General features: G+C 75.8%; 20 protein-coding genes. 7 read left to right on the top strand and 13 right to left on the bottom strand.

Annotation, left to right across the window (positions count from 1 at the left end; genetic code table 11):
- Positions 1-12: 12 nt before the first annotated feature.
- A complete protein-coding gene (locus tag AB0H75_RS05170) occupies positions 13-1149 on the bottom strand; it encodes a helix-turn-helix domain-containing protein (protein WP_367790655.1) in 1137 nt (378 codons plus the stop codon).
- 45 nt (positions 1150-1194) lie between these two features.
- Here AB0H75_RS05170 and AB0H75_RS05175 point away from each other — a divergent pair, with 45 nt between their 5' ends.
- Genes AB0H75_RS05175 through AB0H75_RS05185 form a run of 3 tightly spaced genes read left to right on the top strand, consistent with a single transcriptional unit; the run spans position 1195 to position 4078 of the window.
- On the top strand, positions 1195-2301 hold the full coding sequence (locus AB0H75_RS05175) for an acyl-CoA dehydrogenase family protein (RefSeq protein WP_367790658.1): 1107 nt from the start codon (positions 1195-1197) through the stop codon (positions 2299-2301).
- Positions 2298-3263, top strand: coding sequence for an acyl-CoA dehydrogenase family protein (locus AB0H75_RS05180; RefSeq protein WP_367790661.1), 966 nt, complete (start codon positions 2298-2300; stop codon positions 3261-3263). Before AB0H75_RS05175 ends, AB0H75_RS05180 begins: the two co-directional genes overlap by 4 nt.
- The gene (locus AB0H75_RS05185) at positions 3260-4078 is read left to right on the top strand and encodes a TIGR03619 family F420-dependent LLM class oxidoreductase (protein WP_367790664.1); all 819 of its coding nucleotides are present in this window, start codon (positions 3260-3262) and stop codon (positions 4076-4078) included. The genes AB0H75_RS05180 and AB0H75_RS05185 overlap by 4 nt, the downstream gene beginning before the upstream one ends.
- Before the next feature lie 147 nt (positions 4079-4225).
- Here AB0H75_RS05185 and AB0H75_RS05190 read toward each other — a convergent pair whose 3' ends face one another.
- The 7 genes from AB0H75_RS05190 to AB0H75_RS05220 all read right to left on the bottom strand — a co-directional run bounded on the left by AB0H75_RS05190 (position 4226) and on the right by AB0H75_RS05220 (position 13615).
- Positions 4226-6496, bottom strand: a complete 2271-nt coding sequence (locus AB0H75_RS05190) for a CHAP domain-containing protein (protein WP_367790667.1) — start codon at positions 6494-6496, stop codon at positions 4226-4228.
- 266 nt (positions 6497-6762) lie between these two features.
- A complete protein-coding gene (locus AB0H75_RS05195) occupies positions 6763-7512 on the bottom strand; it encodes a glucose 1-dehydrogenase (RefSeq protein WP_367790670.1) in 750 nt (249 codons plus the stop codon).
- Positions 7499-9610, bottom strand: coding sequence for an acetate--CoA ligase family protein (locus tag AB0H75_RS05200; protein WP_367790673.1), 2112 nt, complete (start codon positions 9608-9610; stop codon positions 7499-7501). The genes AB0H75_RS05195 and AB0H75_RS05200 overlap by 14 nt, the downstream gene beginning before the upstream one ends.
- Positions 9607-11127, bottom strand: a complete 1521-nt coding sequence (locus tag AB0H75_RS05205; protein ID WP_367790676.1) for a class I adenylate-forming enzyme family protein — start codon at positions 11125-11127, stop codon at positions 9607-9609. Before AB0H75_RS05205 ends, AB0H75_RS05200 begins: the two co-directional genes overlap by 4 nt.
- 15 nt (positions 11128-11142) lie before the next feature.
- Positions 11143-11466: a VOC family protein gene (locus tag AB0H75_RS05210; RefSeq protein ID WP_367790679.1), complete on the bottom strand. Its 324-nt coding sequence runs from the start codon at positions 11464-11466 to the stop codon at positions 11143-11145.
- A complete protein-coding gene (locus AB0H75_RS05215) occupies positions 11463-11864 on the bottom strand; it encodes a Zn-ribbon domain-containing OB-fold protein (RefSeq protein WP_367790682.1) in 402 nt (133 codons plus the stop codon). The genes AB0H75_RS05210 and AB0H75_RS05215 overlap by 4 nt, the downstream gene beginning before the upstream one ends.
- 11 nt (positions 11865-11875) lie before the next feature.
- The gene (locus AB0H75_RS05220) at positions 11876-13615 is read right to left on the bottom strand and encodes a serine/threonine-protein kinase (RefSeq protein ID WP_367790685.1); all 1740 of its coding nucleotides are present in this window, start codon (positions 13613-13615) and stop codon (positions 11876-11878) included.
- A gap of 159 nt (positions 13616-13774) precedes the next feature.
- On the opposite strand from AB0H75_RS05220, the gene AB0H75_RS05225 reads away from it, so the two are divergent.
- Positions 13775-14365 (top strand): isochorismatase family protein, encoded by a 591-nt coding sequence (locus tag AB0H75_RS05225; protein ID WP_367790688.1) that lies wholly within the window; start codon positions 13775-13777, stop codon positions 14363-14365.
- Complete coding sequence (locus tag AB0H75_RS05230; RefSeq protein WP_367792333.1) at positions 14365-15102, top strand: SDR family NAD(P)-dependent oxidoreductase; 738 nt, start codon at positions 14365-14367, stop codon at positions 15100-15102. Before AB0H75_RS05225 ends, AB0H75_RS05230 begins: the two co-directional genes overlap by 1 nt.
- A gap of 31 nt (positions 15103-15133) precedes the next feature.
- Here AB0H75_RS05230 and AB0H75_RS05235 read toward each other — a convergent pair whose 3' ends face one another.
- The gene (locus tag AB0H75_RS05235; RefSeq protein ID WP_367790691.1) at positions 15134-16348 is read right to left on the bottom strand and encodes a serine hydrolase domain-containing protein; all 1215 of its coding nucleotides are present in this window, start codon (positions 16346-16348) and stop codon (positions 15134-15136) included.
- A gap of 36 nt (positions 16349-16384) precedes the next feature.
- Between AB0H75_RS05235 and AB0H75_RS05240 the strand changes: the two genes are divergently transcribed.
- Positions 16385-17293 carry a cyclase family protein gene (locus AB0H75_RS05240; RefSeq protein ID WP_367790693.1) on the top strand — a complete coding sequence of 303 codons (909 nt, stop codon included), beginning with the start codon at positions 16385-16387 and terminating at the stop codon, positions 17291-17293.
- Positions 17294-17415: 122 nt separating this feature from the next.
- Positions 17416-18027 (top strand): TetR/AcrR family transcriptional regulator, encoded by a 612-nt coding sequence (locus tag AB0H75_RS05245; RefSeq protein ID WP_367790696.1) that lies wholly within the window; start codon positions 17416-17418, stop codon positions 18025-18027.
- Here the strand turns inward: AB0H75_RS05245 and AB0H75_RS05250 are convergent.
- The 4 genes from AB0H75_RS05250 to AB0H75_RS05265 form a co-directional block, all read right to left on the bottom strand.
- Positions 18003-19496 (bottom strand): AMP-binding protein, encoded by a 1494-nt coding sequence (locus AB0H75_RS05250; RefSeq protein ID WP_367790699.1) that lies wholly within the window; start codon positions 19494-19496, stop codon positions 18003-18005. The two genes, AB0H75_RS05245 and AB0H75_RS05250, sit on opposite strands and share 25 nt — an antisense overlap.
- 11 nt (positions 19497-19507) lie before the next feature.
- The gene (locus AB0H75_RS05255) at positions 19508-20572 is read right to left on the bottom strand and encodes an LLM class flavin-dependent oxidoreductase (RefSeq protein WP_367790702.1); all 1065 of its coding nucleotides are present in this window, start codon (positions 20570-20572) and stop codon (positions 19508-19510) included.
- A 97-nt stretch (positions 20573-20669) separates the two neighbouring features.
- Complete coding sequence (locus AB0H75_RS05260; protein WP_367790705.1) at positions 20670-21029, bottom strand: VOC family protein; 360 nt, start codon at positions 21027-21029, stop codon at positions 20670-20672.
- 50 nt (positions 21030-21079) lie between these two features.
- Complete coding sequence (locus AB0H75_RS05265) at positions 21080-21646, bottom strand: TOPRIM nucleotidyl transferase/hydrolase domain-containing protein (RefSeq protein WP_367790708.1); 567 nt, start codon at positions 21644-21646, stop codon at positions 21080-21082.
- Between the last annotated feature and the right edge of the window lie 135 nt (positions 21647-21781).

Below are 21781 nucleotides of genomic sequence, written 5' to 3' on the forward strand. Positions count from 1 at the left end.
CAGGGCCGGGCGTCAGGGGCGTCCGGACGACCGGAGGTTGGCGAGCAGGCGGAGCAGGGCCAGCGCCAGGTGGGCGCGCAGGCGGCCCGGCGCGTCGGCGAGCGTGAAGCCCAGCACGGCCTCGGCGCGGGCGATGCGGGCGGCCATCGAGCTGTGGTGCAGGTGCACGGCGGTGGCCGCGCCGCGGACCGAGCCGGCCAGGCACAGCGCCCGCACCGCGGCCAGGGCCTCCGCGCCGAGCCTGGCCATCGCCCGCACGTCGGCCAGCTCCGCGATCGCCGCCTCCGGCAGGCCGGCGAAGAGCGCCAGCGCGCCCAGGTCGCCGTGGCGCACGACCGGGTCGTGGGGGCCGGTGAAGAGCAGTGCCGTACGGGCGCCGGCCCACGACTCGGCCGCCCGCGCCCCCGGCAGCTCGGGGCCGATCCCGACCCGGGAGCCGGCGGGCAGGGCCGGGTCGACGAGGGTCGTCGCCACGAGCACGGCCTCGGTGCCGCCGATCCTGGCCGCCCGCACCCGGTGCCCCATCGCCCGCAGCCCCGCGGCCGTCCCTGCGGCCGTCCCTGCGGCCGTCCCCGCGGTCGTCCCCTCGCCGGACCCGTGGCCGGGGTGGGCGGGGTGGCCGGGGTGAGCGGGGTGGGCGGGCAGGGCGATGGCGAGGGCCTGGAGCGGGGCGGCCGGGGTGAAGCCGAGCAGGCGCAGGGCGCGGGCGCGCTCGGCCTCGCCGGTCTCGGCCGACAGGACCAGCTCGACCAGCGCGGGGTCCTGCCCCTCGCGGGCGAGGGCGGCGGCCCGTTCGAGGGTGACCTCGGCGGCGGCCGCGTAGCGTTCGAGCACGATCTCGTCGAGCCCGTGCGCGGGGCCGTCGCGCTCGGTCCAGACCGCGCCGAGGCCGGAGCTCAGCTCCCTGGCCCGCGCGGGCGTGGCGGCGGGCGCGTCGGCGGACCCGTCGGGGAAGGCGCGGACGCGGTGGCCGGTGGCGGCGTCGTACAGGCCGACGGGGCACTGCGTGAGCCGCGCGGTGGCGGCCACCAGCGTGGGCACGCTCACGTGGTCGCGCAGCAGCGAGTCGAAGTAGGCGATGACCCGTACGGCGCTCTCGGCGTCGGTGTCCAGCGTGGACAGCCGCAGCAGCAGTCCCTGCACGGCCACCAGCCTAGCCTGGTGATTAAACCAAGCGTGCGCTAGTTTGGTTGCGTGGATCTCGACTTCTCCCCGGCCGAGCGGGCCTTCCGCGCCGAGGCTCGCGGCTGGCTGCGTGCGAACGTCCCCGATCCGCCGCCGCCCCCGATGGACACCCCCGAGGGCTTCGCGGCGCACCGCGCGTGGGAGGCGCGCCTGGCCGGCGCCCGGCTGTCGGCGGTCTCCTGGCCCGAGGAGTACGGCGGCCGCGGCGCCTCCCTGATCGACTGGCTGATCTTCGAGGAGGAGTACTGGGCCGCCGGCGCCCCCGCCCGCGTCACCCAGAACGGCATCTTCCTGCTGGCCCCGTCCCTGATGCGCTTCGGCACCCCGGGGCAGCGCGAGCGCTGGCTGCCCCGGATGGCCCGCGGCGCGGACGTGTGGGCGCAGGCGTGGTCGGAGCCGGAGGCGGGCAGCGACCTGGCGGCCATCACCTCCCGCGCCGAGCCCGCCCCCGGCGGCTGGCGGCTGTACGGGCACAAGACGTGGAGCTCGCGGGCCGCCCACGCCACCCACGGCTTCGGCCTCTTCCGCACCTCGGGAGAGCGCCACCGGGGCCTGACCTACTTCATGTTCCCCCTGGACGAGGTCGCGGTCCGGCCGATCGCGCAGCTCGACGGGCTGCCGGGCTTCGCCGAGCTGCACCTCGACGGCGTGTTCACCGGCGGGTCGATGGTGCTGGGCGGGGTCGGCGAGGGCTGGCGCGTCGCCATGGCCACCACCTCCTCCGAGCGCGGCCTCACCCTGCGCAGCCCCGGCCGCTTCCTGGCCACCGCCGACCGGCTGCTGGCGCTGGCCCGCGAGGGCGGTGACCCGGCGGCGGCCGACCGGGCGGCGCGGTGCTGGACGGAGGCGGAGGCGTACCGGCTGCACACGTTCGCGACCGCCCGCCGGATCATGGCGGGGGAGGAGATCGGGGCGGCGGCCAGCCTCGGCAAGCTCTTCTGGTCCGAGCTGGACCTGCGCATGCACGCCCTGGCGATGGAGCTGCTGGGCGAGCGGGCGGGGGAGACGCCGTGGTTGGACGGCTTCCTGTTCGCGCTGGCCGGGCCCATCTACGCGGGCACGAACGAGATCCAGCGCTCCATCGTCGCCGAACGCCTCCTGGGGCTGCCGCGATGAACTTCGGCTTCACGCGCGAGCAGCTCGCGCTCGGCGCGACCGTCCGCGAGGTGCTGCGGGCGCACTGCCCGCCGTCCGCGCTGCGCGGCGAGCGGCGGCCCGGCTGGCGGCACCTGGCCGAGCTGGGCTTCTTCGGGCTGCTGCTGCCGCCCGGCGGCGACGGGCTGGGGCTCGGGCTGGCCGACGTGCTGCCCGCGCTGGAGGAGACCGGGCGGGCCTGCCTGCCCGGGCCGGTCGCGGAGACCGCCGTGGCGGCGCCGTTCCTGGTGGCGGGCGTGCCGAAGCTGGCCACGGGCGAGGTGTGCGTGAGCGTGCTGCCGCCGGGGCAGGCGTACGCGGCCGACGCCGACCTGGCCGACCTCATCGTGGTGGCCGGGGCGGACGGGGCGCGGCTGGTCACCAGGCGGGCGGCGCGGCTCACGCCCCGGCCCGGCGTCGATCCGGCCCGGCCGCTGTTCGCCGTCGCGTACGACGAGTCCGAGCCCCTGGACGTGCCGCTCGCGCCCGCGCTGCACCGGATCACGGTGGCGACCGCCGCGCAGCTCGTCGGGGTCGCCAGGGAGCTGCTGGCGCGCTCGGTGGCCTACGCCCGGGTCCGTACGCAGTTCGGCGCGCCCATCGGCTCCTTCCAGGCGGTCAAGCACCGGCTCGCGGACGTGGCGGTGGCCGTGGAGTTCGCGGCGCCGCTGGTGTGGCGGGCCGCCCTGGCCCTGGACGCCGGCGCGCCCACCGCCGGGCGGGACGCCGGTGCCGCCAAGGCCGCCGCCGGGGAGGCCGCGGTGCTCGCCGCCGGCGCCGCGCTCCAGGTCCACGGGGCCGTCGGGTACACCGACGAGCTGGACCTGCGGTTCTGGCTGGCCCGCGCCTGGTCGCTGGCGGCGGCCTACGGGACCAGCGCCGCCCACCGGGAGCGCGTGCGCGCCGCGCTGCTCGGCGACGGCGGCCCGGGGAGGTGGCCGTGAAGTTCGGCGTGCCGCTGGGGCTGCTGCACCCGGCCGCGTGGCGGGACGTGGCCGTGGCCGCCGACGAGCTGGGCTTCGAGTCGGTGTGGGTGCCCGAGCACCTGGTGTTCGCCACCGACCTGTCGCTCGCGCGCTACCCGGGGACCTCCGCCCCGGGGATCAGGCCCGCGACGCCGCTGTTCGACGCGCCCGCCTACCTGTGCTGGCTGGCCGCGCTCACCACCCGGGTCAGGCTCGGCACGGCCGTGCAGCTCCTCGCCCTGCGCCATCCCTTCGTCTCAGCGCGCGCCTTCGCCACCCTGGACGTGGTGTCGGGCGGGCGGGCCGTGTGCGGGGTGGGGGCCGGGTGGTACCGGGGCGAGTGGGACGCGGCCGGGATCCCGTTCGAGACGCGCGGGGCCCGGCTGGACGAGGCGATCGCGGTGGTGCGGCGGCTGTGGAGCGAGCCGGTGGTCGCCCATACCGGCAGGTTCTACTCCTTCCAGGAGGTCGCCTTCGAGCCGAAGCCGGTGCAGCGCCGGCTGCCGGTGCTCGCGGGCGGGGAGTCGGCGGCGGCGCTGCGGCGGGCGGCCCGGCTCTGCGACGGGTGGATCAGCATGCCGCACACCCTTGAGTCGATCAAGCCGCAGCTCGACCGGCTGGGCGGCGCGGTGTCGGTGACCGCGCACGCGTACGCGCTGGGCCCGCCCGAGGAGGTGCCGGCCTGGGCGGCGCTGGGCGTGGAGCGGCTGATCGTCCGGCCGTGGACGCGCGGCCGGGACGCCGTCGCCGCCCTGTCCGCCTTCGCCGGGCGGTACGGGGTCGGCGACGGCTGAGCCCGCTCGGGCGCTGTGCTCGGGCGCTGTGCTCGGGCGCTGTGCTCGGGCGCGGTGCTCGGGCGTGGTGCTCGGGCGCGGTGCTCCGGCACGGTGCTCCGGGCGGGGCACGGCTTGTGCCCGTGCCGGCGCGGCGCTCCGGGCGGGTCAGGCGCGGTGGCGGCCCCTGCGGCGCTGGCCGGTCGAGGTGGCGCTGATCGCGCCCACCAGCTCGCGCTCCTCGTCGCGGAACGGGGTCTGGGCGGCGGGGCGGGAGCCGTGGGAGACGCCGCGGTGGCGGCGGCCGCGCGGCATCAGGTCCACGAAGCGCTCCTCCACCGGCGGGTCCTCGCGGCGGCGGCGGCCCCGGTAGCCGGCGGGGGCGGGGACGGGGGCCGGGGCGTCGAGGACGTCGCCCGTCCAGGTCGGGGCGAAGGCGTCGAACGCGCTGGTCGCCTCGGGGATGACGATCCGCTGGAACGGGCCGGTCTCGAAGACGAACGCGCCCGTGTCGCGGGAACCGGTGCCGTGCCTGCCCGTGCCGTGCCCGCCGGTGCCGTGCCCGCCGGTGGTGTGCGGGCTCGGGGGGTACGGGTCGGTGTCGCGGATGCGCTGCATCGGGCCGGTGTCCCAGCAGGGCTCGAACGGGCCGACGTCGATCGGGTCGCCGAGGGCGTCGGCGGGCGCGTACCGGCCGGTCCCGGAGGCGGGCGCGTACCGGTCGCTCCCGGGAGCGGGCGCCCGGTGGTCGTCCCCGGAGGACGGCGGGCCGCCCGCCGCCTGGTACGGGGGCTCGACGGCGATGCGCGTGCGGGGGTCGGGCTCGGCGGCGCGGCGGGCCCGGGAGCGGCGCAGCGGCGCGGCGTCCGCGAACGGGTCGAAGGGCCTGGCGTCCAGGATGCGCCGCACCTGCTCGGCCGGGGAGGCGCCGCTGCCCCGGCCGCCCGCCGCGGCCAGCTCGGCCTCGGCGCGGGCGACCAGCTCGGCGTCCGCCGTGCCCGTGGGCGCGGTCGCGGCGGCCACCAGGTCGGCGTCGCCCCGGACGAAGGGGGTCTCGGCCGCGATGAGCTCCGCCTCGGCCGCGATCAGCTCGGCACCCGTGGTGAGCTCAGCACCCGTGGTGAGCTCGGGCCCAGTGGTGAGCTCGGCCCCGGTGGTGAGCCCGGCGCCCGTGGTGGTGAGCTCGGGCCCGGTGGTGACGGCCGCGGTCCCGGTGGCGATGAGCTCGCCGTCGGTGACCGCCGTGACCAGCTCGGTCTCGGCGCTCGTCACGACCAGCTCGGCGTGGCGAGCGGGCGCGCCGGCGAGCGGGCGGGTCCACAGCGGCGCCCCGGCGGGCTTGGCGGAGCCGCGGCGCTTGCGGCGGCGGCCCCGGTGGGACGGCGCCGGGCGCGGAGCGGGCGGGGCGGCGGCCACGGCGGCGCGCTGGCGGTTCTGGCGGGTCTTGGCGACGGCGAGCAGCGCCAGGGCGGCCACGAGGGTGGAGCCGACCAGCGTCGGCGAGGAGATGGCCGGGAGCGGTCCGGTGGCGGAGGCGTCGGCGTGCGTCGGCAGGGGCTCGGCGGTGGCCGCGGTCGTGTCGGCGGTCGCCGGCTTGGCGTGCTTGCCCTGCCTGGCGCCCTGCCCCGGCGCGGCGGCGGCGGAGGCGGCGGGCGAGGGCGCGGGGGAGGCGGCCGTGCCGGTGGCCTGCCCCGTCTTCTGGCCGGTCTTCTGCTCGGTCTTCTGCCCGGTCGTCTTCTTCTGGGAGGTGACCTGCTCGGCCTTCTTCGGGGACGCGGGCTGCCGGGTCTTGCCCTCGGGGGTCGCCTGCCGGGCGGCGAGCGGCGGCCGGGCGCCGCTCTCCTGCTCGGGGGACTGCGGGATCATCGCGCTGAGCGAGCCGTCCGGCAGGTGCAGCACGCCCGTGGCGGGACCGGCGTCGGGCGGCAGCGTCCCCTCGACCTCGGTCTTCCTCTTGGCGGCCTTCGCGTCGAGGCGGGCCTTGATCACGTCGGGGTAGCCGTACCCGACGACCTTGCTGGTGTCACGTTCCTTGCGCTTGGCGACGCCACCGTCGATGTTGCCCTCGATGGTGATGATCCGGTCGCCCTCGACCCGGACGACCACGCCGACGTGGTCGATGCGGTCGATGCTGTCGGACCCGCTCCAGTCGTAGAAGACGAAGGCTCCGGGCTTGGGCTTCTTGCCCCAGGCGCCCTGCTCCTTGAACCACTTGGCATGCTCGACGGTCCAGGCGAACTGCCCCATCCACTCCTCGTAGCCGAGCTTGTGCGCGGCCCAGGAGAGGAACATGTCACACCAGGGGGCGGAGGTGTAGTCGGCGTCGAACTCGACGTTCTTGCCGTACCAGTCACCGAACTTGGTGTACGCGCCGGCCTTCTCGGAGTAGCCGAGCTGGCTGTGGAGCAGCTCCAGGAACTTCTGCGTCTCTGGCGTCATGGAAGTATGAGGGCACCTTCCGGGCAAGGCCGGTTTTATCCACACAGCACCGGGTAAAGGAGCCACCTGTGACTGGTGTGACGAAACCGGAGGCTTGTCGTCTACCGTGATGCAGTGAGGTTACCGTGCCGTAATCGCAGGTCAAGCATCCGTAAAGAGACCATCAAGCCTGTCTGGCAACGAAATCGCAGGTCAGGATGTTGCCAGATATGTCGGAAGGTGCGCTGTTTAACACTAAAAGATCTACCTGTCGTAACGGTTAGGACTCAGTACCCCGCGCCCGTCAGCAGCCCGCCGTCCACGGTGAACTCGCTGCCCGTGCAGTAACTGGACCGGTCCGAGGCCAGGAACGCCACCACGTGCGAGACCTCCACCGGCCGGGCGAACCGCTTGATCACCATCGCCTTGACGAACGCCTCCCCGTCCACCTCCCGCACCAGGTCCGGATCCCGCATCATCGAGGTGTTGATCGCGCCGGGATGCACCGAGTTCACCCGGATCCCGAACCGGGCCAGCTCCCGCGCCGCCGACTTCGTGACCCCGCGCAGCCCGAACTTCGAGGCCGCGTACGCCGACAGCCCCTCCGCGCCGATGAACCCCTCGATGGAGGAGATGTTGACGATCGAGCCGCCGCCGGCCGCCCTCATGGGCTCGATCACCGCCCTGATCCCCAGCCAGGCGCCCTTGAGGTTGACGCCGACGACCCGGTCGAAGTCCTCGACCGGCATGTCGGCGATCCGGCCGTAGGTCAGGACGCCGGCGTTGTTGACCAGCACGTCCAGCCTGCCGTGCAGCTCCAGCGCGGCGCCCACGGCCCGCTCCCACCCGGCCTCGGCCCGCACGTCGTGCCGGACGTAGGCGGCTCCGGTCTCCTCGGCCAGCGCCTTGCCCTCCTCGTCCAGCACGTCCCCGAACACCACCCGCGCGCCCTCGGCCAGGAACAGCCGCACGTGCGCCGCCCCCATGCCCCGCGCGCCGCCCGTGACCAGCGCGACCTTGCCGTCAAGCAGCCCCATGACGCCCTCCTGCCGCGACGGCCGCGGCGGCCGCCTCCATGGATCGGTAGACCGGGATGCCCGCCGCCGCCGCGACGCGCCGGACCTCGTCCTCGACGCCCGCGGGCGCGCACTCGCCGTTCCTGGTGACCAGCGTGACCCGGGTCCGCGGCAGCGCGTCCTGGGCGGCGGCCAGCGCCCGCACGCAGGCGTACAGGGCCTGCGGCGCGTCCCCGTAGGTGAAGAAGGCCGGCACGTTGACGTGCGCCACCACGTCCCGGTACGGCCGCCGCCGCAGGATCGCCCGCACCACGTCCGGCACCAGCCCGGGGCGGCCGAGCGGGCCCACCGGGACCTCCAGCGGGTTGCCGGAGGCCGCCACGCCGAGCCCGCGCAGCTCGCCGGCCACGCCCTCGGGCAGCGGGTCCAGGCGCACCCCGGCGGCGTCGAACGCGTCGGCCGCCAGCACGCTCGCGCCGCCGCTCGGGCCCACCACCAGCACCCCGTCCCCGGCGGCGGGGCGGGAGCCGTGGGCCTGGAAGAAGGCCAGCACGCCGATGAGGTCGTCCTGGCTGGACACCAGCGCCGCGCCGGCCTGCTCGGCGACCGCCTCCCACAGGCGCCGGTCGCTCACCAGCCCGCCGGTGTGCGAGGCGGCCGCCGCCCGGCCCTGCCCGGTGCGCCCGCCCACCAGCAGCACGGCCGGCCGGTCCAGCGCGCGCAGCGCCTCGTACAGCTCCCGGCCGTCGCGCGGGTCCTCCAGGTACAGGCCGACGGCCCGCGTCTCCGGGTCGCCGGCCAGCCAGCGCACCAGCTCGGCCGGGGTGACGTCGGCGGCGTTCCCGATGGTGACCACCCGGCTGAACGCCAGGCCGCGCCGCTCCCCGACCTTGATCACCTCGCCGGCCAGCCCACCGCTCTGCGAGACCAGCGCCACCGGGCCCGGCGGTCCCAGCCCGCCGCCCACGAACGTCTGCCGCCCGCGCGGGCAGTAGACGCCCATGCAGTTCGGCCCGAGCAGGCGGGTGCCGGCCGCGCGGGCGGCGGCCACCAGCTCCGCCTCCAGCTCGGCGTGGCCCGCCTCCCCGAAGCCGCCGCTCATCACCTGGACGAACGGCACGCCCGCCGCCTGCCGTACCACCTCGGCGCAGCGCTCGGCGGGTACGGCGACCAGCGCGTAGTCGACGCCCGTGCCCACGCGCCCGCCCGCTTCCGCCAGCGAGCGCGCGGCCGGCACGCCCGCCACCTCCTCCGCCTGCGGGTGCACGGCGACCAGCGGCACCCCGGCGGCCCGGTAGAAGCCGAGGAACATGTTCCCGAAGTTCGGCCGGGCCGTGGAGGCCCCGGCCACGGCCACCGCCCGCGGCTCGAACAGCGGCAGGAAGTCGGCCGTGCTCCCGCCCGTGCTCCCGCCCGTGTTCCCGCCCGTGCTCCCGTCCCCGGGCGGCGTGGCGGGGCCGCCGGGCAGGTAGCGGGCGTCCACCGCCGTCACACCGTCCGGGGTGGCGATCACCGGGTTCAGCTCGAACTCGCCCAGCTCCAGCCGCTCCCACAACCCGCCGGGCCCGCCCACTGCCACCAGCAGCCCGACCAGCGCCTCCAGGTCCACCGGCGGCCGGCCGCGGACCCCGCCGAGCAGCGGCGCCGCGCGCAGCGAGCCGAGCATGCGCCGCGCGTCCCGCTCCGACACCGGGCACAGCCGCAGCGCGGTGTCCCGCAGCGCCTCGGCCCACACGCCGCCCAGCCCGGCGAGCAGCACCGGGCCGAACGCCGGGTCGCGTACCAGGCCCACGATCAGCTCGACCCCGGCCGCGGCCTGCTCCTCCACGAGGAACCCGGCGAGGCCGGGCACCCTCGCGCGCATCTCGCCGGCCGCCGCCGGCAGGTCGGCCGCACGCAGCCCCAGCACGACCGCCCCGGCCTCCGACTTGTGCACCAGCCCCGGCCCGTACGCCTTCAGCACCAGCGGCTCGGCCAGCTCCCCGGGGACCGGGAAGCCGCCCCGCGGGCCCTCGGCGCCGCACGGGACCACCACGCCGCGCGGCACCGGCACTCCGGCCGCGCGCAGCAGCTCCTTGACCTCGTGCTCGTGGACGTGCTCCCGCGGGTCCGCCCTCATGCGAGCAGGTGCCCGTACTGGTCGCGGATCTGCTTGCGCAGCAGCTTGCCGGGGCCGCCCGAGGCGTCCTGGGAGTGCGGCAGCTCCTCGGCCACCACGACGTGGTCCGGACGCTGGTGGGCGGGCAGGCGGTCGGACAGGGCCAGGGCGAGCTTGGCGGCGTCCAGGGAGTGCCCGGCGCGCGGCACGACGGCCAGCAGGACGCGCTGCTCGGCGGCCCCCTCGGGCACCCCGACGGCGCCGGCCTCGGCCACGCCGTCCAGCGCCGCCGCGGCCTCCTCCACCGTGGCCGGCTGCGTCCACACGCCGCCCTTGAGTATCGAGTCCTCGCGCCGGCCCAGCACCCGCAGCACGCCGTCGGCGGAGACGACGCCGAGGTCGCCGCCGACGTACCACTCGCCGCGCAACACCTCCGCCGTCCGCTCCGGCAGGCCGTCGTAGCCGGCCATGCGGTGGGGGCCGGCCAGGTTGATCTCGCCGACCTCGTCGAGCACCCGGCGGCCCCGCGGGTCGGTGACCCGCACGGCGTTGCCGGTGCGGGCCCGGCCGGAGGAGCCGAGCGGCGTCGAGCCGTCGTCCACCCGCCCCATGCAGGTGTACGGGGCCTCGGTCTGCCCGTAGTAGGCGTACACGGCCGCCTGCGGCAGCCTGGCCTTGATCCGCTCCAGCATGGTGGCGGTCAGCGGCTCGCCGCCCAGCATGACGACCTGGACGGACGACAGGTCCACGCCCTCGTGCTCCGGCGAGCCCAGCAGCGCCGCGTAGAACGACGGGATCTGCGACAGGTGGGTGACCCGCTCGCGCGGGACGACGCGCAGGAAGTTCGCCGGCCCCCAGTCCTGCTCCAGCACCAGGCGCATCCCGGCGTACAGGGCGGGGCCGGCGATGGCGGGGAAGCCGATGCCCCAGATGATCGCGCCGGTGCCGAACACCGCGTCGGGGCCGCGCGGCACGTCCAGCCAGATCTGCGCGGTGGCCAGCGAGGAGGCGTGCGTGTGGACGACCGCCTTCGGCAGCCCGGTGGTCCCGGAGGTGTAGTAGAGCGCCAGCGGGTCGTCGTGGAACCCGGCGAGGGGCGGCTCGTCGTCGGAGCCGCCGGCCAGCTCGCGGGCGTCGATCCAGCGGGTGACGTGCGGCAGCCCGTCCCTGATGCGCGCCACCGTGCCGGCCACCGTCGGGTCGTACACGAACGCCGTGCAGCCCGAGGCCGCGACCACGTTCCGCAGCGTCTCCGCCGGCCAGTACGGGTTCAGCGCCGCCGTCACCGCCCCGATCTTGGCCTGCGCCAGGTAGACCTCGGCCACCAGCAGCGTCTCGTTGAGCAGCGCCGCCACCCGCCGGCCGGGGCCGATGCCGGCGGCGAGCAGGGCGTCGGCGCGGCGGTTGACGCTCCTGTTGAGCTGGTCGTAGGTGAGGCTCTGCTCGCCGCAGTAGGTCAGCGCCACCCGGTCGGGCGTGCGCATGGCGCCGGCGGTCAGGACCGCGTGGCCGTAGTTGCCGTACGGTGATCGTGCCATGGGGGTGCCTCCAGGTCAGAGGGGCGAATAGAGCACGAAGACGTTTCCCGAGGGGTCGCGCAGCACCGCCCGCCGCTCGTGCGGCCCGTCCTCGGGCTCCCGCACCACCGCGGCCCCGCGCGCCACCAGCTCCCGCACGCTCTCCCGCACGTCGTCCACCTTGTACGACGGCGCCACCCCCGCGGTGACGTGCTCGGCGGGCCCGGCCAGCGCCACGGTGACCCCGCCCCCGTCCAGCGCGGCGAACCGGTCGCCGTCGCGGAACTTCACCGGCAGCCCGTAGAAGGCGATCGCCTCGTCCAGGTCGGCCACGGGGATGAGCACGTTGCCCAGCTTCACGCGGGCCTCCAATGCGGTAGGTCGGCCACGAACGTCACCCGCACCGGCATCCCGATGCGTACCTCCTCCGGCGCGCACCCCACCACGTGCCCGAACGCCCGCACGCCCTCCGGCAGGTCCACCCACGCCATCACGTACGGCTCCCGCCCCCGGTAGGCGGGCGCGAACGAGCGGTGCACGACCGTGAACGTGTGCACCACGCCCGCGCCGGACACGGGCTCGAACGCCGGCTCCGCGCCGCCGCACCACGGGCAGGCCGCCTCCGGGAGCTGCACCCACCGGCCGCAGTCCGCGCAACGCTGGACGACCAGCTCACCACGCCGGCAGGCGGCCCAATAGTCGGACAGGTAGCCGGGCGGGTCGGCGGGCCGGTCGGCGGGGGTGTCGGCGGCGCTCATCGCTTGCCAAGCTAGCGCACGCTTGGTTGCCCGGCAAGGCTGCCGGTGGGGTCGCCGGAAGTGCCGCCAGGACCGATGGCCGGACCGGTGGACGGGCGGGCGCTCGGGCCGGTGGGCGGGCCGGTGGGCGGTGGCGGCGGCGGGGTGGAGCGGGTGGGGGAGGGGGACGGGGCGGGGCAGGCGGGGCCGTCCACCACGGCCTCGCTGACCTGCGGCCCGTTGCCGCTCGGCGGCTCGGTCATCACCAGGACGCCGAGGTAGGCGCGCCGGCCGCACGCCACCGCCCCGGGGTCGTGGCCGATCGTGCTGGTGTAGCGCGTGCGGCCGGACAGGACGCGGGTCTCCCTGTGGAGCGTGGCGGCGGGGGCGCCGTCGCCGTCGCGCCGCGTGTACGTCACCCGCAGCCGCACCCGCTCCGGCCCGCTCGCCGCGACCCGGATCGAGCCGGCCCGCCCGCTCCAGCGCAGGATGGTGGCCGCCTGCACGGCGGGACGCGGGACGCCGCTGCCCGCCTGGCCGCCGGTGGGCTGCGGCGGCGGGGGCGGCGGGGGCGTGTTCCTCGGGGCGGCGGTCCTGGGCGGGGCGGCGGCGGTCGCGCGGGGCGGGGCGGCGGTGGACGTGCCGCGGGGCGGGGCGGCGGCGGTCGTGGCGTCGGCGGGGGAGGGCGCGGGGCCGGACCTCCCCTCGGGCGGCGGCACGAGGATCGCCCCCGGCCCGGACGGCAGCCGCCCGCCCGACAGCGCCACCCCGACCAGCGCCGCCACGACCAGCGCGCCGGTCACCCACAGGTGCGGCGGGAGGCGCGGCATGCGCGAGACCCGGTCGCGGAGGGCCGCCGCCGCGCCGCCGCCGCCCGTGGCGGGGGTCGTCCTGGCCAGCGGGAAGCGCAGGGCCAGCAGGGTGGCCAGCTCGGCCAGCCGGCGGCGGCCGCGCTGCTCCCAGTCGGGGCCGTACCCGGCGGCGGCGTCCGCCTCCAGCTCGGCGGCGAACTGGCGGGCGGAGGCGTACCGGGCGGCCGGGTCCTTGGCCAGGCCCCGCCGGAGCAGGCCGCGCAGCGCGTCCGGCACGACCTCCACCGGCACCGGCTCGACCAGGTGCCGGTCCCGGACGGCCGGGACGTCCAGGACCTCCGGCTCGCCCTCCTTGTACGCCTGGAACGGCGCCCGGCCCCGGACCGCCTCGAACAGGGTGCAGGCGGCGGCGTACAGGTCGGCGGCCGGCCCCGCCTGGTGCCGCGTCCACAGCTCCGGCGCCATGTACGCGGGACTGCCGGCCGGCACGCCCGGCTCCTCGGCGTGCACCACGACGCCGAAGTCGGCGAGCCGGCCGGCGCCGTCCGCCTGGACCAGGACGTTGTCCGGCTTGACGTCGCGGTGCGCCACCCCGCGCTCGTGTGCGGCGGCCAGGGCCAGCAGGACGCTCTTGAGCGCCGCCAGCGCGGCCTCCGGCGGAAGGGGGCCGTGCTCGGCCAGCAGCGTCCGCAGCGACACGCCGTCCACCAGCTCCATGACGACGGCGGCCCTGGTGGGGGTCTCGACGTACTCGTGGAGGCGGACCACGTGGGGGTCGTCGAGCTCGACCAGGTGGTGGGTGTCCGATCGGAAGCGTTCCATGAACTCGGCGTCCCTGCGCAGCGTGGCGTTCAGGTACTTGATCGCCACGTGGGCGCCGGTGGGTTGGTAGGTGGCGAGGAACACGCGGCCGGTGCGGCCGGCGCCGAGCTGGCGTACGTCGCGGTAACCAGGGACCAAGTCCTACTCCCGGGAGGCGGCGGTCTTCGGTTCGACGGTCTCATTCGGGGTGCGGGTTGTCACGAGTGCGCCGGGTTCGCCGGGAATTGAGGGGGAGTGGGGGTGGTACGCTCCTTGTGCCAAGCAAGCGCTCGGGTAAGAGAGTGAGGGGGTGGCCGGGTGGAGGGCGTGGCGGTGCTCGTCATGGAGATGCAGCGGGGCGTCGTCGGTGATCTCACGAAATTTCCGGACCTGGTGGCGGCCTGCGAGCGGCACTCCGTCGTCCCCGCCACCGCCCGGCTCCTCGCGGCCGCCCGCGCCGCCGCGATCCCGGTCGTGCACTGCACGGCCGCCTTCCGCGCCGACCGGGCCGGCTCCCACACCGCGAACTGCCCGTTCATCGTCAGCCTCCTCAAGGACCCCGCCCACATGCTGGAGGGCACTCCCGCCACCGAGGTGCTGCCCGAGCTGCGCGGCCCCGGGGACCTGGAGAGCCGCCGCCACCACGGCTTCTCGCCGTTCACGGGCACGTCGCTCGACATGACGCTGCGCTCGCTGGGCGTCTCCACCGTGGTCGCCGCCGGGGTCTCGCTCAACCTCGGCATCCCCGGGCTGGCGCTGGAGGCGGTCAACCTCGGCTACCGGGTCACGGTCGTCACCGACGCGGTGGCGGGCGTCCCGGAGGACTACGCGCGGGCCGTCCTGCGGAACACGGTCGCCCTGCTCGCCACCCGGGTCACCGCCGCCGACCTGGTGGAGGCGTGGCGATGATGGACGGCCTGCGCCTGGAAGGCCGCACGGCGGTGGTGACCGGAGGCGCGGGCGCGATCGGCGCGGCCATCGGCGCCGACCTGGCCGCGCTCGGCGCCCGGGTCGTGCTCGCCGACGTGGACGAGGCGGGCGCCGGGCGCGCCGCCGCGGCCCTGCCGGGCGCGCGGGCCGCGCGGCTGGACCTGGCCGACCCGCCGTCGGTCGAGGCGTTCGCGGGCGCGGCCGGGGACGTGGACGTGCTGGTCCACAACGCCGGGGTCGCGGTGGTGGGGCCGTTCACCGAGAGCGACCCGGCCTCGTGGGACCTCATGTGGCAGGTCAACCTGCGCGGCCCCATGCTGCTGACCAAGCTGCTGCTGCCCGGGATGATCGCCCGGGGCTGGGGGCGGCTGGTCTTCGTCTCCAGCGACGGCGCCCGCGCGGGCTCGGGCGGCGAGGGCGCGTACGCGGCCACCAAGGCCGGCCTGTTCGGGCTGGCCAAGACCCTCGCCAGGGAGGCCGCCAGGGGCCGGGTCACCTCGAACGTGGTCTGCCCCGGCCCGACCGACACGCCGATGTTGCGCCGGGTGTCGGCGGCCGAGCCGGGGCTGGTCGACAGGATCGCGCGCGGCATCCCGCTGCGCCGCCTCGGCGTCCCCGCCGACGTGTCCGGGCTCGTCGCCTTCCTCTGCACGGAGCGGGCGGCGTACATCACCGGCCAGACCCTGTCGGTGAGCGGCGGCGTGACGATGCAGTGACGATGCAGTGAGGAGCGGGGCGGTGAACGGGTCAGAGCGAGTCGTAGACGGCCTGCACCAGGCGGAGGCCGCGCAGGTTGCCGGAGATCGCGTCGGCCATCCTGTTCATCACGTACGCGACGCCCAGCCCGCGCTCCGGATCGCCCAGCCCGATGGAGCCGCCCATGCCGCTGTGCCCGAACGCGCTCCGCGACGGCATCAGGAACGTCAGCGACGGCCGCATGTAGCCCAGGCCGAACGCGGTGTCCAGCAGCAGGACGCGGTCGGGGCCGTTCACCCGGGCGCGCAGGGCGTCCCGCAGCGTCTCGGGACGCAGGACCTCGCCGGCCACGAGGGAGCGGTAGAAGCCCGCCAGGCCCCGGGCCGTCGTCACCAGGCCGGCGGCGGGCCAGCCGGCGCGCAGGATGACCGGGTTGTTCGCGCCGCCCCGGACGCGGTGCATGCCGGGGTTGCCGAGGGCGCGGTTCATGAGGCTCCGCGGGTCGAGCGCGGCCCTGGTCATCTCGGCCACCAGGTCGCCGGGGCGCCCGGCGGCGCCTCCCCCGGCGGGGCCCCCTCCCGTGGCGCCCTCCCCCGTGGGCCGGGCCGCGCCGACCTCGGTGACCTTGAGGCCCTGGGGACGCTCGCCCGCCTTCAGCCGGGCCGTCCTGGCGATCACGTCGTCCGGCGCGCCCACCCACATCTCCAGGCCCAGCGGCCCGGCGATCTCGGCCGCCACCAGCTCGCCCACCGGCTTGCCGGTCACCCGCCGGACCACCTCGCCCACCAGGAACCCGTACGTCAGCGCGTGGTAGCCGTGCGCCGAGCCCGGCTCCCACAGCGGCTCCTGCCCGGCCAGCCGCGCCGCGATGGCGGGCTGGTCCTCGAACTCCTCCACCGGCACCGGCTCCTCCACCACCGGCAGCCCCGCCTGGTGGGTGAGCAGGTGCTCGACGGTGACCGCCGCCTTGCCCCGCGCCGCGAACTCCGGCCAGACCTCGGCCACCGGCGCCGTCACGTCCACCAGCCCGCGCTCGGCGAGCTGCAGCAGCACGGTGGCGGTGACCGCCTTGGTGCAGGAGTAGGCGAAGGCCGGGGTGTCGCGCTCCCAGGGCCGCCCGGTGTGCCGGTCGGCGACGCCGTCCCACAGGTCCACGACCAGCTCGCCGTCCAGGTAGACGGCGAAGGCCGCCCCCAGCTCCTCGCCGTCGGCGAAGTGCCGCTCGAAGACCTCGCGGACGCGGGAGAAACGCGGATCGCAGTACATCGGGGCCTCCACGAAGACGAGAAAGGGAACGCTTACGTGGTCCACGAGCCTAACAACTGGGGACGATTCGGCCCAGACGATCAACGCGGCACCCTGAACCTCCTGTCCCCGTCCGCGGTCCTCGCCGCCCTGGGCGCCGCCACCACCGGCGAGGTGCTGAGCCTGGCCCTGCCGATCCGCGGCGCGACCTCCTCGCCCGCGCCCACCACGGTGCCCCACCTGCGGGACCGCCCGCTGCCGCAGCACTTCATGTCCGTGGACGGCGGCGACTACGCCGCCGGCGCGCGGCCGATCGGCGAGGGCCTGCGGGTGGCCGACGACGCCCTGGTCGTCACCCCGCACGGCACCACCACCCACATGGACGCCCTGTGCCACATGTGGTCCGGCGACCAGGTCTACAACGGCCATCCGGCGGCCCGCGTCCGCTCGTACGGGGCCGGCCGCTGCGGCATCGAGCAGGTGGGCGGCGTGGTCGCCAGGGGCGTCCTGTTCGACGTGCCCCGGCGGCTCGGCCTCGACCACCTGCCCGCCGGGCACCGGATCCCGGCCGCGGCGCTGGCGGAGATCGCCGAGCCGCGGCCGGGGGACGTGGCGGTGATCCGTACCGGCTGGCCGCGGGTGTGGGAGCGCTCGCGGGAGGAGTACTGGTCCGGCCAGCCGGGCCTGTCGGCGGAGGCCGGGCGGTGGCTGGCGGCGCGCGACGTCGCGGTGGTGGCCGCGGACAACGCCGCCGTGGGCGGCCTGAACGCGCGCGGCACGGCCGACGAGTCCCTGGCCGACGACCTGCACCTCATCCTGCTCCACCGGCACGGCATCCACCTGATCGAGATGTTGTGGCTGGAGGAGCTGGCGGCGACCGGCCGCACGGAGTTCGTCTTCGTCGCGGCCCCGCTCCGCATCGAGGGCGGCACCGCCAGCCCGCTCACCCCGCTGGCGATCCTGTGACCGGCGGCCATCCCCAGGCGGGTCATGGACGGCGGGCCGCGCGGGGCGGGGCGTCGCGGGTGGCGTTCGCAGCGGATTCCGCCGAGTGGACGATCGTGGTGGCGCGCGGCCAGAATGCGAGCATGAGCGAGCCAGGCGGCCTGCGGGAGCGGAAGAAGGCCAGGACCAGGGCGTTGATCCAGAAGGAGGCGCTGCGGCTGTTCCGCGAGCAGGGGTACACGGCGACGACCGTCGAGCAGATCGCGGAGGCGGCGGAGGTCGCGCCCAGCACCGTGTTCCGCTATTTCGCGACGAAGGAGGATCTGGTGCTGATCGACCAGTATCCGCCTTTCGCCGAGGCGCTCCGCGCCGCCCCGCCCGAGCTCGGCCCCGTCCAGGCCGTACGCGCCGCGCTGAAGCAGGTGCTGGACACGCAGACGCCACAGGAACGCGCCGACGGCCTGGAGCGGGAGCGGCTCATGTTCACCGTCCCCGAGCTGTGGACGGCGAGCCAGGAGAACATCCGCCGCGTCCTCGCCGACCTGCGCGACGAGCTGGCCGCCCGCGAGGGCCGCGCCCCCGGCGACCCGGAGATCCGCAACGTCACGGGTGCGGTCACCGGCGTGCTGGTCGCGCTGTGGTTCGACTGGGCCGCCGATCCCGGGATGGACGTGCTCGCCGCGTTCGACCAGGCCCTCGCCCACCTGGACGCGGGCCTGCCGATCGCCCGTCAGGGGGGCGGGGAGCCCGGGTAGTTGCCGCCGCCGTGGGCGGCGTCGAGGGCGTCGTAGTCGGGGGTGAAGCCGCGCTTCGGGATCTCCTCCACGAACACCACCTCCCTGGGCCTCTTGTACGCCGCCACCCGCGCCCTGACGTGCCCGGCCAGCTCGTCCCCGGTGGCCGTGGCGCCGGGCCGCAGCACCACGACGGCCTTGACCGCCTGGTGCCAGGCCGGGTCGGGGACGCCGATCACCGCGGCGTCGGCCACCGCCGGGTGGGACCTGAGCGCGCGCTCGACCTCCGCCGGGTAGACGTTCTCGGCGCCGGACTTGATCATGCGGAGCTTGGGGCCGATGAAGGTGATCGTGCCGTCGGGCTCGCGGCGGCCGAGGTCGCCGGTGTGGTGCCAGCCGTTCCGCGACTTTTCTGCATTTAAGTCGGGCCGGGCGAAATATCCGGAAAAGAGGGTCTTGCCGCGGGCGCAGATCTCGCCCACCTCGCCCACCGGCAGCTCCGCCCCGTCCGGCCCCATGATCCGCACCTGCGCCAGCGGCGACGGCCGCCCCGCGAGCCCGGCCCCGCCCTCCGCCAGCCCGAGGAAGGTCAGCATCCCGCCCACCTCGGTCTGCCCGTACCCGCCCATCCCGGACCGGCACCACGGCGAGTCGTCCACCGTGATCATGGAGTTCCACTCGTCGGAGGCGGCAACGAACCTGAGCGAGGACAGGTCGTACGTGCCGCCCGCGTTCGCCTTCACCACCGCGTCGATCATCGGCCCGAACAGGAACGCCTGCGTGACGCGCTCGGCGTCCACCAGCCGGCACACCTCCTCCGGGTCGAAGGCGGGGGTGAAGACGTTCGTGCCGCCGATCTGGAGGGTGGCCAGGCAGAACATCATCGTGCCGACGTGGAAGAGCGGCCCGCTGTTGAGGAAGGTGAAGTCCGGCTCCATCTGGCGGACCACCAGCAGCGACGTGGCGTGCGCGACCAGCGCGGCGCTGCTGAGCAGGGCCGCGTTGGGGCGGCCGTCGAAGGCGGCGGTGTAGAGCGCGAGCACCGGCTCGGTGTCGGCGACCGGCGGGAAGTCCCTGAGCGACCCGCCCGCCACCAGCTCCTCGTACTCCGCCCCTGCCCGCACCCAGCTCTCCTCGCGCAGGGGCTCGACGGTGTCGGAGTGCTCCCAGACCACGGCGGCCGGGGCGAGGTCCTGGAGCACGAAGCGCAGCTCGTCCGCCGACTGCCGCCAGTTCGCCGGGCAGCAGACCGCGCCCAGGCGGGCGCAGGCGAGCAGCAGCTCCAGCACGGCGTGCGCGTTGCGGCCGAGCCACACCACCCGGTCGCCGCCGCCGACGCCGCGCCCGGCCAGCGCGTCGGCCAGCCGGGTCACGCGGGCGTCCAGCTCGGGGTAGGTGAGCCGCAGGTCCCCGTCCACCACCGCCGTCGTGCGCGGGCGGCTGCGGGCGTGCTCGGCGAGGACGTCGGACAGGGACAGGTTGTGGATCATCGTCGGCTCCGTCATGAGGGGTGCTGGAAGGCGGGCATGACCTCGGCCGCGAAGAAGCGCATGACCCGCTTCATGTCCTCCAGCGGCATCGGGCGGGTGCTGCCGAAGTCGCAGAGCAGGTTCGTGAACCCGGCGTCCCTGAGCAGCGCGACCTGCTCGACGACCCGCGCCGGGTCGCCGATGACCTCCAGCTGCTCCCAGCGGAAGTCGGCCGACAGCGCGCCGCCCTTGAGGTAGCGGTCCTGGTAGTACTCGAAGCCCTGGGCGGCCCGGCCGGTTCTGGGGTCGATGGGGGCGCTCCGCTCGTTGAAGATGCGCGAGCGGTCGAAGGACGCCTCGAAGCGCGCCTGGTCCGCGCGGGCCCGCTCCAGGGTGGGGGCGACGTGGACGCTGCGCGCGACGACCAGCTCGGCCCCGTCCGGGTGCCCGGCCCGCGCCGCGGTCTCCCGCCACGTCTCGGCCGCCTTGACGACCTTACTGAACGGCGCCGCCGGATCGGCCAGGATGGGCAGGCCGCGCTCGGCGTACATGGTGACGGTCTCCGGCGAGACCGCCGCGACGTGCAGCGGCGGGTGGGGCGCCTGCAACGGCCTGGGCACCAGCGAGATCTCGGTGCCGGTCCGGTAGAACTTCCCCTCGTGCCGGTACGCCTCCCGCGTCCACAGCCCGACGATCATCTCCAGCGCCTCGTTGAACCGGTCCCGCGCCTCGGCCAGATCGATCCCGAACCCCTCGAACTCGAAGCTCTGGTACCCCCGCCCGATCCCCAGCTCCAGCCGCCCGCCGGACAGCACGTCCACCTGCGCGGCCTCCTCGGCCACGTGGACGGGGTTGTGGAGGGGCAGGACGACGATCCCGGTGCCGAGCCTCAGCCGCTCGGTGCGGGCGGCGGCGTGGGCGAGCATGGTGAACAGGTTGGGGACGACGCCGTAGTCGCGGAAGTGGTGCTCGGCCAGCCGCACCCCGTCGAACCCCAGCTCCTCGGCCAGCTCGATGAGCTCCAGGTGGTAGTCGTAGACGTCCTTGAAGCTCTGGCCGTCGAAGCGGTGGAAGAGGTGGAAGGTCGAGAACTTCATGCGGCGGCCCCTCGGGTAAACCAAGCGCTCGCTTGGGAGCGTATCACGCCCGGACGCCGTCCGCCGCCCGGCGCCGGGGGCGGGGCGGGGCGGAGGGTCACTCGGGAGCGGTCCCGGCGGAGACGAGGCAGAACTCGTTGCCCTCCGGGTCGGCCATGAGCTGGAAGGACCCCTGGTCGTCGGTGACCGGCTTGCCGACGCGGGTGGCGCCCAGCTCCAGCGCGCGGGTGACGGCCGGCTCCAGCGGGCCGGCCTCGATGTCCAGGTGCAGCCGGTTCTTCACCGCCTTGTCCTCGGCGACCGGCTGGAACGCCATGCGCACGCCCCCGGGCGGTTCGACGTGGGACCAGCCGCGGGCCCGGTCCACCGGGTCGCCGCCGAGCAGGGCCGCCCAGAAGCGCACCAGGCTCCGCGGGTCCCGGCAATCCACCACGATCTGGCTCACGCGTGCGTCCATGACGGACCAGAATAGTGACGCGACCGGCCCCCCTCCGGCCTCCGCCGGTCCTACAGGTGCGACAGCAGCAGGTCCAGCGGCCGGGGCACGCGGTCGAGGTCGAGCGCCGCGACGAGCAGGGCGGAGTAGCGGATCTTGCGGCCACCGCCCGACCCCATGAACCGGCGCAACTGGTCGTGCGTGCGGCGCCCCCGCCACACGGGCTGCTTCTGCAGGGTGCGGAACGAGCCCAGCTCGCCCTCGGCCTCGATGACCCGCTCGACCGCGTCGGTGCCGAGGGCGCGGATCAGCTCGTCCTCCAGGTCGGCGACGCACACGAAGAAGCCGAGCGCCTCCAGGTCGTCGCGGCCGAGCCCGGACCCGAGGCCGGCGCGTTCGAGTGCCCGCCGGAAGTCCTCCTCCTCCCCGGCGTCGCACAGGCCGGCCAGCCGGAGATCGCTCCCGGAAGGGCCGAACCTGCCGAGGTACGTCCCGATGTTCGTGGCGCCGCCCATCGCCACCAGGCGGACACCCTCGGCCGCCAGGTCCCGGCCGCGGCGCTCGGCCAGCGCCTCGACAGCCGACTTGTCACTGATCCCCTCGACCAGGACCACCGTGGTTGTTCGCGCGTCGATCACCAGCCCAGCTTGACATCCGGACCTGCGGAGCTTCATCCCTTTTTAGGGAGCGCGGCGACGAGCCGCGGCCGGTCGGCGGATATCTGCCATTCACGGTGGAAATACGGCCATCACTACAGGTCCTCCGGCTGTTCC

Origin of the sequence: Nonomuraea sp. NPDC050783, assembly GCF_040802095.1 — a bacterium.
In the GTDB taxonomy this organism is placed as follows: domain Bacteria; phylum Actinomycetota; class Actinomycetes; order Streptosporangiales; family Streptosporangiaceae; genus Nonomuraea.